The organism is Lelliottia sp. CFBP8978 (assembly GCF_034046055.2).
Taxonomy (GTDB): domain Bacteria; phylum Pseudomonadota; class Gammaproteobacteria; order Enterobacterales; family Enterobacteriaceae; genus Enterobacter.
The window spans coordinates 4025630-4040455 of record NZ_CM188253.1 but is presented as its reverse complement, the minus strand read 5'-3'; the positions used below and the strand labels follow the sequence as shown (position 1 = coordinate 4040455).

16 protein-coding genes are annotated in these 14826 nt (G+C 57.0%); 13 read left to right on the top strand and 3 right to left on the bottom strand.

The window, feature by feature from the left end; genetic code table 11:
• Positions 1 to 59: 59 nt before the first annotated feature.
• The 8 genes from mdcA to mdcH all read left to right on the top strand — a co-directional run bounded on the left by mdcA (position 60) and on the right by mdcH (position 7107).
• Entirely contained in the window at positions 60 to 1715 is a 1656-nt protein-coding gene (gene mdcA / locus SOM82_RS19055; protein ID WP_154127946.1) for a malonate decarboxylase subunit alpha, read from the top strand.
• Positions 1715 to 2572: a triphosphoribosyl-dephospho-CoA synthase gene (locus SOM82_RS19050; RefSeq protein WP_320460957.1), complete on the top strand. Its 858-nt coding sequence runs from the start codon at positions 1715 to 1717 to the stop codon at positions 2570 to 2572. Before mdcA ends, SOM82_RS19050 begins: the two co-directional genes overlap by 1 nt.
• Positions 2573 to 2581: 9 nt before the next feature.
• Complete coding sequence (gene mdcC / locus SOM82_RS19045; protein ID WP_154127942.1) at positions 2582 to 2881, top strand: malonate decarboxylase acyl carrier protein; 300 nt, start codon at positions 2582 to 2584, stop codon at positions 2879 to 2881.
• Positions 2874 to 3707 carry a biotin-independent malonate decarboxylase subunit beta gene (locus tag SOM82_RS19040; protein ID WP_320460956.1) on the top strand — a complete coding sequence of 278 codons (834 nt, stop codon included), beginning with the start codon at positions 2874 to 2876 and terminating at the stop codon, positions 3705 to 3707. The genes mdcC and SOM82_RS19040 overlap by 8 nt, the downstream gene beginning before the upstream one ends.
• Complete coding sequence (mdcE, locus tag SOM82_RS19035; RefSeq protein WP_154128207.1) at positions 3707 to 4507, top strand: biotin-independent malonate decarboxylase subunit gamma; 801 nt, start codon at positions 3707 to 3709, stop codon at positions 4505 to 4507. Before SOM82_RS19040 ends, mdcE begins: the two co-directional genes overlap by 1 nt.
• Before the next feature lie 124 nt (positions 4508 to 4631).
• Positions 4632 to 5591 (top strand): AEC family transporter, encoded by a 960-nt coding sequence (locus tag SOM82_RS19030; protein ID WP_154127938.1) that lies wholly within the window; start codon positions 4632 to 4634, stop codon positions 5589 to 5591.
• Positions 5592 to 5593: 2 nt separating this feature from the next.
• A complete protein-coding gene (locus tag SOM82_RS19025) occupies positions 5594 to 6211 on the top strand; it encodes a malonate decarboxylase holo-ACP synthase (protein WP_320460955.1) in 618 nt (205 codons plus the stop codon).
• Entirely contained in the window at positions 6211 to 7107 is an 897-nt protein-coding gene (gene mdcH, locus SOM82_RS19020; protein WP_320460954.1) for a malonate decarboxylase subunit epsilon, read from the top strand. Before SOM82_RS19025 ends, mdcH begins: the two co-directional genes overlap by 1 nt.
• Here mdcH and SOM82_RS19015 read toward each other — a convergent pair.
• Both SOM82_RS19015 and SOM82_RS19010 read right to left on the bottom strand, forming a co-directional pair.
• Complete coding sequence (locus tag SOM82_RS19015; protein WP_320460953.1) at positions 7097 to 8035, bottom strand: LysR family transcriptional regulator; 939 nt, start codon at positions 8033 to 8035, stop codon at positions 7097 to 7099. The genes mdcH and SOM82_RS19015 overlap by 11 nt on opposite strands.
• A 13-nt stretch (positions 8036 to 8048) precedes the next feature.
• Entirely contained in the window at positions 8049 to 9953 is a 1905-nt protein-coding gene (locus SOM82_RS19010; RefSeq protein WP_154127930.1) for an ABC transporter ATP-binding protein, read from the bottom strand.
• Positions 9954 to 10077: 124 nt separating this feature from the next.
• Between SOM82_RS19010 and kefG the strand changes: the two genes are divergently transcribed.
• The 4 genes from kefG (at position 10078) to slyD (ending at position 13327) form a co-directional block, all read left to right on the top strand.
• Positions 10078 to 10629: a glutathione-regulated potassium-efflux system ancillary protein KefG gene (gene kefG / locus SOM82_RS19005; protein ID WP_503421177.1), complete on the top strand. Its 552-nt coding sequence runs from the start codon at positions 10078 to 10080 to the stop codon at positions 10627 to 10629.
• On the top strand, positions 10629 to 12434 hold the full coding sequence (kefB, locus tag SOM82_RS19000; RefSeq protein ID WP_320460952.1) for a glutathione-regulated potassium-efflux system protein KefB: 1806 nt from the start codon (positions 10629 to 10631) through the stop codon (positions 12432 to 12434). The genes kefG and kefB overlap by 1 nt, the downstream gene beginning before the upstream one ends.
• A 10-nt stretch (positions 12435 to 12444) precedes the next feature.
• Positions 12445 to 12645, top strand: a complete 201-nt coding sequence (locus tag SOM82_RS18995; RefSeq protein WP_039031545.1) for a YheV family putative zinc ribbon protein — start codon at positions 12445 to 12447, stop codon at positions 12643 to 12645.
• Positions 12646 to 12739: 94 nt separating this feature from the next.
• Positions 12740 to 13327, top strand: coding sequence for a peptidylprolyl isomerase (gene slyD, locus SOM82_RS18990; RefSeq protein WP_320460951.1), 588 nt, complete (start codon positions 12740 to 12742; stop codon positions 13325 to 13327).
• 121 nt (positions 13328 to 13448) lie between these two features.
• On the opposite strand, the gene SOM82_RS18985 is transcribed toward slyD, so the two are convergent.
• On the bottom strand, positions 13449 to 13667 hold the full coding sequence (locus tag SOM82_RS18985; RefSeq protein WP_154127923.1) for a protein SlyX: 219 nt from the start codon (positions 13665 to 13667) through the stop codon (positions 13449 to 13451).
• Positions 13668 to 13903: 236 nt separating this feature from the next.
• Between SOM82_RS18985 and fkpA the strand changes: the two genes are divergently transcribed.
• Positions 13904 to 14725, top strand: a complete 822-nt coding sequence (fkpA, locus tag SOM82_RS18980) for an FKBP-type peptidyl-prolyl cis-trans isomerase (RefSeq protein ID WP_154127921.1) — start codon at positions 13904 to 13906, stop codon at positions 14723 to 14725.
• Positions 14726 to 14826: the final 101 nt, after the last annotated feature.

The window sequence follows — 14826 nt, the reverse complement described above, 5'->3', positions numbered from 1 at the left end:
CGCACACTTTGTTCAGCGTTAAGCAAATCAGAATGATGTGCTGAATCAGGAGGTTAATAATGTTATCTGGGCAAAAAACCGCCCGGGTCTGGAACACTCGACGCAGCGAAAAAGCGCGCCGTCTGGCTTCTGTCCCGGTGCAAGGCAAGGTCCTGCCAACCGACGATCTCGTCGCGATGCTGGAAAAACTGATCGCTCCGGGCGACAAAGTCGTGCTGGAAGGCAACAACCAGAAGCAGGCCGATTTTCTGTCCCGCTCGCTGGCAGAGGTGAACCCACAAATCGTTCATGACCTGCATATGATCATGCCGAGCGTGGGCCGCAGTGAACATCTCGATATCTTCGAAAAAGGCATTGCCCGCAAGCTGGATTTCTCGTTTTCGGGTACGCAAAGCCTGCGTATTTCGCAGCTGCTGGAAGACGGCCAGCTCGAAATTGGCGCCATTCATACTTACATCGAACTCTACTCCCGCCTGTACGTCGATCTTTCGCCGAACGTGGCGCTGATTGCCGGATTCAAAGCCGACCGCAAAGGTAATTTGTACACCGGGGCCAGTACCGAAGATACCCCAGCACTGGTCGAAGCCGCCGCGTTCCACGACGGTATCGTGATTGCGCAGGTGAATGAGCTGGTGGACGACGAATGCGATCTGCCGCGCGTGGATATTCCCGGCTCCTGGATTGACTACGTGGTCGTGGCTGACAAGCCTTTCTTCATCGAGCCGCTGTTTACCCGTGACCCGCGTCTGATCAAACAAGAACACATCCTGATGGCGATGATGGCGATTAAAGGCATCTACGCGGAACATCAAGTGCAATCCCTCAACCACGGTATCGGTTTTAACACTGCGGCCATTGAGTTGCTGCTGCCGACTTACGGTGAACAGCTTGGCCTGAAAGGCAAAATTTGTAAGCACTGGACCCTCAATCCTCACCCAACCTTAATTCCGGCAATTGAAAGCGGCTGGGTCGAAAGCGTCCACTGCTTCGGCGGTGAGCTGGGGATGGAAGAGTACATCCGTGCGCGTCCGGACGTGTTCTTTACCGGCGCTGACGGCTCCATGCGCTCTAACCGCGCCTTCTGCCAGCTGGCAGGCCAGTATGCGGTGGATATGTTTATCGGTTCTACCCTGCAGGTGGATGCCTTCGCAAACTCCTCTACCGTCACCCGTGGCCGTCTGTCTGGCTTCGGCGGCGCGCCGAATATGGGGCACGATCCGCACGGTCGCCGTCACGCCACCCCAGCCTGGCTCAATATGATCACCGAGCCTGACCCAATGCAGCGCGGTAAAAAACTGGTGGTGCAGATGGTTGAAACCTTCCAGGCAGGCGTTAAACCGACCTTCGTGGAAAAACTCGATGCGGTTGATGTGGCGAAAAGTTCCGGGATGCCGCTGGCTCCGGTCATGATTTACGGCGATGACGTGACCCATGTTCTCACCGAAGAGGGGATCGCCTACCTGTATCGCGCGGAAAATCTCGAAGAGCGCCGTGCAATGGTCGCCGCGGTCGCCGGGATCACGGATATCGGTTTGGGTGTTGACGCCAAACGTATCGCCGCGCTGCGCCAGAGCGGCAAAGTGGTCTATCCGGAAGATATGGGTATTCGTCGTACCGACGCGACGCGTTCTCTGCTGGCTGCCGGCAGCGTGTCTGACCTGGTTGAATGGTCTGACGGACTTTACAACCCACCTGCGAAATTCCGGAGCTGGTAATGAAACTTCTGCCCCGGATTCAGGTTGAAGGCGGTGCCGAATGGCTGGCGCGAACCGCCACGCAGTGTCTGATTGACGAAGCACGGTTAAGCCCGAAACCCGGTCTGGTGGACAGTCGGGGGAACGGCGCGCACCGCGATCTCTCGCTGGCGTTAATGGAGCGATCCGCCCATAGCCTGACCCCCACGTTTCAGGCGCTGGCGCAGCAAAGCTGGCAGCGTCCGGCCGACATTGCGCTCAGACAAACCATCGGGCGACTGGGTCGTGAAGGCGAACAGAGCATGATGGAGGCCACGCAGGGTGTGAACACCCATCGCGGCGCAATCTGGGCGCTGGGACTGCTGGTGAGTGCCGTGGCGATGCTGGGCGGCGATGCCAAAGCGCAGGCCATCGTCTCGACGGCGGCGGCGCTGGCGAAACTGCCGGATGACGCCGCGCCCAAAGTCTTCAGCAAAGGGCTGCGCGCCACGCGCCGATATCGGGTGCCGGGCGCGCGTGAAGAAGCGCAGCAGGGTTTTCCGCATGTGGTACAGCGGGCGTTGCCCCAGCTTCGCCTGAGCCGTCTGAATGGCAGCGATGAACCGCACGCCAGACTCGATGCGCTGATGGCCATTATGACTTCGCTTCCCGATACCTGCGTGCTGTCGCGCGCCGGAATGGAAGGGCTGGAGGTGATGCAGGATGGCGCGCGCGCCGTATTGCATGCGGGCGGAACGGCATTGCCTGCGGGCCAGCGCGCGCTGGCGGTTCTCGATCGCCAGATGCTGGCGCTCAACGCCTCGCCTGGCGGAGCCGCCGATCTGCTCGCCGCCACGCTTTTCCTCGACCGTGTCGAGACGCCTTATTCAAAGCATTAAGAGGATGTTATGGAAAAAATCACATTGACCATGCCAGCCAGTCGCACATTAAGCGGCCGGGCGTTGGCAGGGGTTGTCGGCTCCGGCGATATGGAGGTGTTATTCACCGCCGACCAGGGCCAGACCTTAACCATTGATATCACCACTTCTGTCGATAACAGCCGTGGTCGCTGGGAAGCGCTGTTCAACCGGTTGCAAACCGTGAGCAGCCTGCCCGCCGGGACGCTGACCATTCACGACTTCGGCGCTACGCCCGGCGTGGCACGCATTCGTATCGAACAGGTATTTGAAGAGGTGAGCTATGCGTGATGACCGTAGTTTTATCGAATTAAAAGCACGTCAGCGGGCGCATGCGCTACTGGACGACGGAAGCTACCGCGAACTGTTGGACCCTTTTGAAGAGATTGCTTCGCCGTGGCTAGGCGCGCAGGGCATTGTTCCGCAGGCGGACGACGGCATGGTGGTGGCTAAAGGCACCATCAACGGTCAACCCGCTGTGGTGGTGGCCATCGAAGGCGCATTCCAGGGCGGCAGCATGGGTGAAGTGTCAGGTGCCAAAATGGCGGCTGCGCTGGAGCTGGCGGCAGAGGATAACCGCAACGGCATTCCGACTCAGGCGGTGCTGTGCCTCGAAACCGGCGGCGTGCGTTTGCAGGAAGCCAACCTCGGTCTGGCGGCGATTGCGGATATTCACGCAGCGATTGTCGATCTGCGTCGCTATACCCCGGTAGTCGGGATTGTCGCCGGCACGGTGGGCTGTTTCGGTGGGATGTCTATCGCGGCAGCGCTGTGCAGCTATTTAATTGTGACCCGTGAAGCGCGTTTGGGTCTGAACGGCCCGCAGGTTATCGAGCAGGAAGCGGGGATTGAAGAGTATGACTCTCGCGATCGTCCGTTTATCTGGAGCATGACCGGCGGCGAGATCCGCTATCAGAGCGGTCTGGTCGATGCGCTGGTGGGTGACGGCGTGAATGCGGTGAAGCAGGCCATGAATGAGGCCATCGCCAAAGGGGTTCCGGCAAAACATCGTACCGATAATTACGATGACTATCTGGATCGTCTGAGCCATTTCGACACCCGCAAACAGGCGGATACCGAACAGATTAACGCGCTTTTTGCCCGGGAGGTGAAATGATGACTAACTCAGTAAGCCGCGGCGAATTATGGCTGGAAACACTCGCGCCGAATGCCAAACGTCTGGAAGGGTTATGCCCGTCCGTCCAGGCCGCAGATAGCGAACTTAACGGTGAAATGGTGCGTTTTGTGGCCGTTGTTCCTGATGCCAACAACCATTTTCCGCGCGCAGCGCAAGGCGAAGTGGGGCTGCTCGAAGGCTGGACATTGGCAAAAGTGGTCAATGAAACCATTGCCGCCGATGCCGATAAAACCGTGAAGCGTCCGATTGTGGCGGTGATTGATGTCCCAAGCCAGGCGTATGGCCGCCGTGAAGAGGCATTCGGTATTCACCAGGCGCTGGCCGGTGCGGCTGCGGCGTACGCCAGTGCGCGTCTGGCCGGTCATCCGGTGATTGGTCTGATCGTCGGGAAAGCGATGTCCGGCGCATTTCTGGCGCACGGCTACCAGGCCAACCGTCTGATTGCCTTCAACGACAAAGGCGTGTTGATCCATGCGATGGGCAAAGAGTCCGCCGCGCGTATCACGCTCCGGACCGTTGAGGCGCTGGAAAAACTGGCAGCCACGATCCCTCCGATGGCGTATGACATCAGTAACTACGCCACCCTGGGGCTGCTCTCCAGCCTGCTGGATATCAGCAATCCGGATGCGCCTTCTGCAAGCGATCTGTCGCAGGTGAAAACCACGCTGCAGCAGGCCATCAATGACGCCCGTCAGGACACCACGCTGAAAAACCGCCTGGGTGCTGATAACCGCCGCAGTTCTGCTCTGGTACGCGAACGTATGCGAGCAAGCTGGTAACGAACAATAGACCTGCCAGATGTATCACCCCGTGGGCGCTGTCGCTGCGCCCGCGCGGGAAGCTGCATCCTGAAAAATAATAATCATCGCGCCAGTGCTAAATCTTATTTATTACAGGTGATATATGACTTACGTAATTGTTCATGCTCTTGCACCGATTTTCGTCATCATGCTGCTGGGATTCTGGGCCGGTAAGGCAAAGATGGTCGATAACAAAAATGTTTCCCTGCTCAATATTTTCGTCATGGATTTTGCGCTGCCTGCCGCACTTTTTAGCGCAACGGTTCAAACTCCGTGGACCGGGATCCTCGCTCAGTCACCGCTGATTCTGGTGCTGACACTGGCGATGTGGATCACCTACGCGGCGATCTATTTCCTGGCCACTAAGGTCTTTAAAAAATCGCCGCAGGATGCCGCCGTGCTGACCCTGACGGTAGCGCTGCCTAACTATGCCGCGCTGGGGCTGCCGATCCTCGGCAGCGTACTGGGTGAAGGGCCATCCACCTCATTGTCTGTGGCGGTCTCCATCGCCTGCGGTTCCGTGCTGATGACCCCGTTCTGTCTGCTGATTCTGGAGCGCGAGAAAGCGCGTGCCGAAGGCGGCAATAGCGGCTCTACGCTGGCGATGCTCCCGGTGCTGATGTGGCGTTCAATTAAAAAACCGATTGTGATGGGCCCGCTGCTGGGGGTGATTTTGTCCGCTATCGGCATCAAAATGCCGGAGCTGGTATTGGCGGCGATCAAACCGCTGGGCCTGGCGGCAACGGCTGCAGCGCTGTTCCTGACCGGGGTGATCCTCTCTGCACGTAAGCTGCAGATCAACACTATGGTGATTACCGCCACTATCGCCAAGCTGCTGATTCAGCCTGCCATTGCCTGGGGTCTGGTGCTGATTTTCGGCCTGCATGGATCCGTGGCGATCACCGCCATCCTGATGATTGCGCTCTCCGCCGGTTTCTTTGGTGTGGTCTTCGGCAACCGCTTTGGCGTGCAGTCACCTGATGCAGAAGCGGTGCTGCTGTTGAGCTCGGTCCTGTGTATCCTGTCTCTGCCGCTGTTTATTTCGCTGACATCAGGAATGTAATTATGACTCCAACATTACGACCGCACGATCTTATCTGGCTTAATGCGCGCGATGCGCTGGAAGGTATCACCGAATCCTGGGTGGATGGCGTGTGGCATACCGGTTTGCCTGTGGTGGTGCGGCGTGATGTTGAGAGTGAAGGACGTATCCCCGTTGGCGTGCGCGGTCTGAAGCGCGATCAGCGGGCGGCCGGTTGGGTTAAGCCTGAGAACGTCGTGCGCGTGGTGTCTCCGGAAGATCTGAGCGTACAGACCGATCTGCTGCGCTCGCCGTTTATCACCCAGCCGCCCGTGCAGGTGGCGTTTCAGCTGGCGCAGCAGGCATGGCCCTGGACGTGGGGAATGACGGGCAGTACGGGCTATGCGCTGGCGACGGGCGTTCCGGTGATTCATGCCGACAGCGATCTCGATCTGCTGATCCGCGCCCCACAGCCTTTGCCGACGGAAGTGTTTGAACGCTGGCAGGGTCAACTCCGCCAGGCCCTGTGTCGGGTGGATACGCAGGTTGATACGCCGGAGGGCGGATTTGCGCTGGCCGAATGGTTACGCGATGGAAAAACGCTGCTAAAAACATGCCGTGGGCCGCGCCTGGTGGTCGACCCGTGGCGCAGGGAGGAGTGATGAAAATTCTGTTTACCTTTCCGGGGCAGGGGACTCAGCATGCGGGCATGCTGAAAGACCTGCCAGGAACGGAACGGGCGCAGGCACGCGACGTGCTTGGCGCAGAAATTGACACCCTGGACACCGTAGAGGCGTTGCAACATACCCGGGCAGTGCAGCTTTCACTGCTGATTACCGGCGTGGCATGGGCGCGCGAGCTTGAGCGCCGTGGGGTGTCACCGGATATTGTCAGCGGGCTTTCGATTGGCGCTTATCCCGCTGCCGTTGTTGCGGGGGCGCTGGATTTTGCCGATGCGCTAAGGCTGGTGGCCCTGCGTGGCGATCTGATGGAACAAGCCTGGCCGCACGGCTATGGTCTGACGGCGATCGTTGGGCTGACGCTGTCGCAGGTAGAAGAGCTGACGCAAGGGACCGGCACGTATATTGCCAACCTCAATGCTGAAACGCAGATTGTGATTGCCGGCAGTGATGCAGGAATGGCGCAGGTGGCGAAACGCGCGCTGGAGAAGGGGGCAAATAAAGCCCATCGGCTGGCGGTAAGCGTTCCTTCACACTGTGAACTGCTGGCAGAGCCCGCTAAAAAACTGGCTGATGCTTTTCGTCGCGTAACGCTTTCGCGTCCGCGCTGCGCGTGGCTCAGTGGCAGCACCGGGCGCGTGTTGTGGCAGCCGGAAAAGATTGCCGAGGATTTAGCGCTGAACATGGCGCGGATGGTGCGCTGGCAGGAAGCAGTTATTTCCGCCAACGAGCGAGAGGCGCGGCTGGCGATTGAGATGCCGCCAGGCGGCGTGCTGACCTGTCTGACGCGGCAGGCCGCCTGGGAAGGCGAGTCTGTTTCGCTGGAGCGCAGCGGTATTGATGTGGCCGTTCATCTGGCGCAGCGTCTCAGGAAGTAGCGTTCTGTTCCAGACTGCGGGCATACATCCGACCCTCGGCCGCCAGCGCCCGCAGGCTCGGATCTTGTTCGCGGTTACGGGCAAAAACAATCGCGATCAGCTGTTGCATCTGGTACGGCTGGGCCAGCTTCAGTAACTGTACCGAATTCTCATAGACTTTTTTCATTCTGCACGGCATCAGCGTAAATCCCACCCCTGCCTGTACCAGACTGAGCATCGAAAAGATGTCATTAACGCGAGTGACGATTTCGGGTTCAAAGCCGGCGATCTGGAACGCATCCTGAAAACCGGCATAGGTGGCAAATCCCTCCGCCAGCGAGACGAATTTCTGATCTTTATAATCGCGCAGATCGGCCAGACCGTTGCTGTTGAGTTTTGCCGCCGCGGGCGCGGCAAGAAAAATATCATCGTGGAACAGGGGCAGCACTTCGAGACTATTGCGGTCAATATCGCTCTCGGAGAGGGAGATCAGGATCGCGTCCAGCGATCCCTCGTTGAGCAGATGGAGCAGGGTTTCGTTAGAACCCATCGTCAGATCCATTTCGAGATCCGGGCGACGCAGCTTCATTCCCATGATCAGCCGCGGGACGGTTTCCATGGTCAGCGAGTAAAGCGTGCCGACGCGCAGGCGCCCCTGGCCGATACCGGCAATTTTGCGCGACTCTTCCAGCCCGCGCTCCATCACCTGCATCACCTCCTGGCAATACTCCAGCAGCGTCCAGGCGGACGGTAAGGCAATCAGATTGCGCCCTTTATGAGTAAACAGCGGACAGCGAACGTTCTCTTCGAGGGTGTGCAGCGCGCGATGCACGCTCACGCCGCTCAACCCCAGCGCCTCGGCGGTACGGGCAATATTGCCCTTCTCCATAAAGGTCATGAAAATACTGAGTTTACGAAACGTAATATCACTGGTGATGTCGATACTCATAATCCTGACCGCCTTAGTCGTTTTGCAGCATTCCTTCCAGCTGTTCCTGCGCATCCAGCCATGCCATTTCACACTCTTCGAGACCGGATTTACTTTTCGCCTGGAGCTGTAAACACTCGGTCAGCTCTGCTTTTCGGCTCTGATCGTACAATTCGCTGTCGCCGAGTTTTTCTTCAACGGCTGCGAGTTGGGCGTGCAGTTTCTCCATCTCTTTTTCCAGACGCGTGATCTCTTTTCGCAGCGGCTGAGTCTGCGTGCGCAGTTCTGCTTCGCGGCGTTTCTGATCTTTACGCGCCTGCGCGCTGTTGGCGTTGTCTTTGGCGTCGTCTGCGGGCTGGTTCTCTTGCTTTTGCACGTCGGTCAGCCACTGCTGGTAATCTTCCAGATCGCCGTCAAACGGTTCCACTTTGCCATCGTGAACCAGATAGAGATCGTCGGTGGTAGATCGAATCAGGTGTCTGTCGTGCGAGACCACAACCAGCGCGCCCTCGAATTCAATCAGCGCTTCGGTCAGCGCCTGGCGCATATCGAGATCGAGGTGGTTGGTCGGTTCATCGAGCAGCAGCAGGTTGGGTCGTTGCCAGACGATCAGCGCCAGCACCAGACGGGCTTTCTCACCGCCGGAGAAACGTTCGGTGATTTCGGTGACTTTATCGCCCTGGAAGCCAAAACCGCCGAGATAGTCGCGGAGCTTTTGCTCCATCTCCTGCGGGGCGAGACGCGCCAGGTGTTGAATCGGCGATTCATCCGCGCGTAAAAATTCCAGCTGATGCTGGGCGAAGTAGCCGAGCTTGATGCCCTTAGCCAGGCCGATATCTCCGCTGACCGGATCCAGTTCACCCGCCAGCAGCTTAATCAGTGTGGATTTACCCGCGCCGTTACGCCCGAGCAGGCCGATACGTGAACCCGGCACCAGATTGAGTTTGATCGAGTCGAGAATAATACGCTCGCCATAACCCGCGCTGACCTTTTCCATTTTCAACAGGGGATTGGGCAGGCTCTCTGGCGCACGGAAACTGAAATGGAACGGGTTATCGACATGCGCGGGGGCGATCATCTCCATGCGCTCAAGCATTTTGATGCGGCTTTGCGCCTGCTTGGCTTTAGACGCCTTGGCTTTGAAGCGATCGACGAAGCTTTGCAGATGGGCCACGCGCTGCTGTTGGCTTTCGTACATCGCCTGCTGTTGTGACAGGCGTGTGGCGCGCTGGCGTTCGAATGAGCTGTAGTTGCCGGTGTATTCAAACATCGACTCTTGTTCGATATGAATGATTTTATCCACCACCGGATCGAGGAAGTCACGGTCATGGGAAATCAGAATCAGAGTGCCCTGATAGCTCTTCAGCCATTTTTCCAGCCAAATCACCGCATCGAGATCCAGGTGGTTGGTCGGTTCATCAAGCAGCAGTAAATCAGAGCGGCAGACCAGCGCTTGCGCCAGGTTCAGACGCATACGCCAGCCGCCGGAGAAGTCGCTCACCGGGCGTTCTAACTGTTCGTTGCTGAAGCCCAGACCGTGCAGCAGGCTGGAGGCGCGCGAGCGGATGGTCCAGGCGTCGATGGCATCCAGCTTACCGTGAACGGTGGCGATGGCGTGGCCGTCGTTGCGCTCGTTGGCGGCGTTCAGCTCGGCTTCGAGCTTGCGATATTCGCGGTCGCCGTCAATGACGTAATCGAGAGCGGGGACGCTCAGGGCTGGCGTCTCCTGGTTGACCCAGGCTAACTGCCAGTTACCCGGATAGGTGAAGCTGCCTGCGTCGGCGCTCATCTCGTTTTTCAGCAGCGACAGCAGAGTGGATTTGCCGCAGCCGTTTTTGCCTACCAGGCCGACTTTTTGGCCAGGATTAATAGTGGCTGTAGCGTTGTCCAGCAGGACGCGTACGCCGCGACGAATTTGTAACGAGGAGAAAACAATCATAGAGCGCCGTGTGTTCCGACTATGTTAAGTTGTCATTATAATGGAGTTAAATGTTGTACCGCGCATGGCGCGGGAGTGCCATGTTAGCCCAAAATGGCAGTGATGACGACCCGGGAGGGGAATGATGTCCCAGACAGCGAAAGTGCTGCTGCTGTATGCCCATCCGGAATCCCAGGACTCGGTCGCCAACCGGGTTTTGCTTAAACCGGCTCAACAGCAGAGCAACGTGACGGTGCACGATCTCTACGCGCACTATCCTGATTTTTTTATTGATATCCCTCGTGAACAGGAGCTATTGCGTCAGCATGACGTGATTGTGTTCCAGCATCCGCTTTATACCTACAGCTGTCCGGCGCTACTGAAAGAGTGGCTGGACCGGGTGTTAAGCCGGGGTTTTTCCAGTGGTGTCGGGGGGAACCAGCTGGCGGGAAAGTACTGGCGGAGTGTCATTACGACCGGTGAGCCAGAGAGCGCTTATCGTCACGACGGTCTGAACCGTTATCCCATGAGCGATATCCTGCGCCCTTTTGAATTAACGGCGGCTATGTGCCGCATGCAATGGATGAGCCCCATCGTTGTTTACTGGGCGCGTCGTCAGCCACCGCAAGAGCTGGAAAATCATGCCAGAGCCTACGGTGAATGGCTGGCCTCACCTGTTCCCACCGGAGGCCGCTGATGGAAGGATCGGATCTGTTACTGGCCGGTGTGTTGTTCCTGTTTGCGGCGGTCGTCGCTGTGCCGCTGGCGGCCCGACTTGGGATTGGCGCGGTACTGGGATATCTGCTGGCCGGGATTGCTATTGGCCCGTGGGGGCTGGGGTTTATCAGCGATGTGGATGAAATTCTGCATTTCTCTGAGCTGGGCGTCGTGTTCCTGATGTTTATCATCGGGCTTGAGCTGAACCCCGCCAAACTGTGGCAACTGCGACAATCTATTTTTGGCGTCGGGGCGGCGCAGGTCGCTTTCAGCGCCTTGATTCTGGGCGGTCTGCTCATGCTGACCGACTTCACCTGGCAGGCGGCAGTGATTGGTGGTATCGGGCTGGCGATGTCTTCGACGGCGATGGCGATTCAGCTGATGCGTGATAAAGGCATGAATCGCAACGAGTCGGGACAGCTTGGTTTTTCGGTGCTGCTGTTCCAGGATCTCGCCGTGATCCCGGCGTTAGCGCTGGTGCCGCTGCTGGCCGGATCGGGCGACGATCATTTTGACTGGATGAAGATTGGCATGAAAGTGTTGGCCTTCGCCGGGATGTTGATTGGCGGGCGCTATCTGTTACGTCCGGTGTTTCGCTTTATTGCGGCATCGGGGGTGCGCGAAGTGTTCACCGCCGCGACGTTGTTGCTGGTGCTGGGTTCCGCGCTGTTTATGGACGCGCTCGGGCTGTCGATGGCGCTGGGGACATTCATTGCCGGCGTGTTGCTGGCGGAGAGTGAGTACCGGCACGAGCTGGAAACGGCCATCGATCCGTTTAAAGGACTGCTGTTAGGGCTGTTCTTTATCTCCGTCGGCATGGCCCTGAATCTGGGGGTGCTGTATACCCATCTGCTGTGGGTGGTGGTGAGCGTCGCGGTGCTGGTGGCGGTGAAAACGCTGGTGCTCTACGCGCTGGCGCGGGTGTATCGCCTGCGAAGCGCTGAACGGATGCAGTTCGCGGGCGTATTGAGCCAGGGGGGAGAGTTTGCTTTTGTGCTCTTCTCCACAGCATCTTCTCAGCGTCTGTTCCAGCATGACCAGATGGCGCTGCTGCTGGTGACGGTAACGCTCTCCATGATGACCACGCCACTGTTGATGAAGCTGATTGATAAGCTGCTTGCGCGCCGCTTCAACCAGCCGGAAGACGAGGATGAGACGCCGTGGGTGGAAGACGATAAACCGCAGGTCATTGTGGTGGGCTTTGGGCGTTTTGGTCAGGTGATTGGTCGCTTGCTGATGGCCAACAAGATGCGGATCACGGTACTCGAGCGTGATATCAGCGCGGTCAACCTGATGCGTAAATATGGCTACAAAGTGTATTACGGCGATGCGACTCAGCTTGAGCTGCTGCGTTCCGCAGGCGCTGAAGCGGCAGAGTCGATTGTGATCACCTGTAATGAGCCAGAAGACACGATGAAGCTGGTCGAGCTGTGTCAGCAGCATTTTCCGCACCTGCATATTCTTGCACGGGCGCGGGGGCGCGTTGAGGCCCATGAGTTATTGCAGGCGGGCGTGACGCGCTTCTCGCGTGAAACGTTCTCCAGCGCGCTGGAATTAGGCCGCAAAACGCTGGTGTCTCTGGGGATGCATCCCCATCAGGCACAGCGTGCGCAGCTGCACTTCCGCCGTCTTGATATGCGCATGCTGCGTGAACTGATGCCGGTACATTCCGATACCGCGCAAATCTCCCGCGTGCGTGAAGCGCGCCGCGAGCTGGAGGAGATTTTCCAGCGTGAGATGCAGCAGGAGCGACGTCAGCTGGACGGCTGGGATGAATTTGAATAGGGGAAAAAGTATGGCAGTTCGTAAACGTTTTATTGCAGGCGCAAAATGCCCGGCCTGCCAGGCGCAGGATTCGCTGGCCATGTGGCGCGAGAATAATATTGATATTGTTGAGTGTGTTAAGTGCGGACATCAGATGCGCGAAGCAGATAAAGAAGCGCGCGAGCATGTTCGCAAAGAAGAACAAGTCATCGGTATTTTTCATCCGGACTAGCGATATGCCCTGAGTTTTTTTAAGCTAAAGGGTACACGGGTGCAGATTTCCGCTACAATCTGCGCCAGCAATTTTCCCACGCTCAGGAGATATCATGAAAGTAGCAAAAGACCTGGTGGTCAGCCTGGCCTATCAGGTACGTACAGAAGACGGTGTGTTGGTTGATGAGTCTCCGGTGAGTGCGCCGCTGGACTACCTGCATGGTCACGGCTCCCTGATTTCTGGCCTGGAAAACGCGCTGGAAGGTCACGATGTTGGCGATAAGTTTGACGTTGCTGTAGGCGCGAACGACGCATACGGTCAGTATGACGATAACCTGGTTCAGCGCGTTTCTAAAGACGTGTTCATGGGCGTTGACGAACTGCAGGTTGGCATGCGCTTCCTGGCAGAAACCGACCAGGGTCCAGTACCTGTTGAAATCACTGAAGTTGAAGACGACCACGTTGTGGTTGACGGCAACCACATGCTGGCTGGCCAGAATCTGAAATTCAACGTAGAAGTGATTGCGATCCGTGAAGCCACTGCTGAAGAACTGGCTCATGGCCATGTTCACGGCGCGAACGGTCACGACCACGATCACGACCATGACGGTTGCTGCGGTGGTCACGGCCACGATCATGATCACGGTCATGAGCATGGTAAAGGCGGTTGTGGCGGTAACGGCGGTTGCGGCTGCCACTAAATAACCTTCGCCTTTCGGGTCGCTGGGCGTTGTATGCGCCTTCCTGCAATCCGAAATAGCCGGGTATTTAGCTGTGTCGCAGGCACAAAAAAGCGGGAATATTTCCCGCTTTTTTTACGCCTTAATAATGAGGCGGTGGCGTTTCTTCCGCCTGTGAGGCGATGTGCGATGATTGTGTCGCTTTAACTTTTTCCGTCAGCAGACGCAGCAGATCGCGTAGCTTTGCCATCTCCAGTTCGTGAGCAGTGACGGTCTGGTTAAGCTCATCTATCGTCACTTCCTGAAAAGCCAGGCGGCTTTCCAGCTCGGCCAGCCGCGCTTCCATCGTTGTTTCGTGCATGATTGACCTCGTTGTGGTTCTTGCGCCATCAGGCATTAACGGCAGTAAATTTTACCCGAGTTTACCCCGGTATGCAGTATCCAACCCTATGGCAAGAAACTTATTTAAACAAAAATAGTCTGAAAAGAGACGAGAATAGGGGGAGTCTGTCTGTAGATTTCTTCTGCAACGTTCTATAGTACGCTTCTCATATACGTTTAACGCTGGGGTGAGAGGCCCCGGACCTGGAGAAATGGATGAAATCACTGTTTAAAGTAACGCTGCTGGCGACCACAATGGCTGTCGCACTGAATGCGCCGATGTCCTTTGCTGCTGATACCGCGGCGAAGCCAGCTGCCAGCGCAGACAGCAAAGCTGCGTTCAAAAATGACGACCAGAAATCAGCCTATGCGCTGGGCGCGTCTCTGGGTCGTTACATGGAAAACTCTCTCAAAGAGCAGGAAAAACTGGGCATCAAGCTGGATAAAGATCAGCTGATCGCCGGTGTTCAGGATGCATTTGCAGATAAGAGCAAATTGTCTGACCAGGAAATTGAACAGACTCTGCAGGCATTTGAAGCCCGCGTGAAGGGCGCTGCACAGGGTAAAATGGAACAAGATGCAAAAGATAACGAAGCGAAGGGCAAAGCCTTCCGCGATACTTTTGCTAAAGAGAAAGGTGTGAAAACCTCCACTACCGGTCTGCTGTATAAAGTAGAGAAAGCCGGTACGGGCGATGCGCCAAAAGATAGCGATACCGTTGTGGTGAACTACAAAGGTACGCTGATCGACGGTAAAGAGTTCGATAACTCTTACACCCGCGGTGAGCCGCTCTCCTTCCGTCTCGACGGTGTTATTCCTGGCTGGACCGAAGGCCTGAAAAACATCAAGAAAGGCGGCAAAATTCAGCTGGTGATCCCTCCAGATCTGGCTTATGGCAAAACCGGTGTTCCGGGTATCCCGGCTAACTCCACGCTGGTCTTTGATGTCGAGCTGCTGGATATCAAACCAGCACCGAAGGCAGATGCCAAACCGGAAGCTGCAGCAGATGACAAAGCTGCCGACGCAGCTAAGAAGTAAAACGCTGAAAACCGCCGCCTTTAAGGCGGCGGTTTTTTTATTGTGGGGCAGATATAATTAACACTGGAAAGCGTTACCTACGCTGTATTAATTTAGTTGTC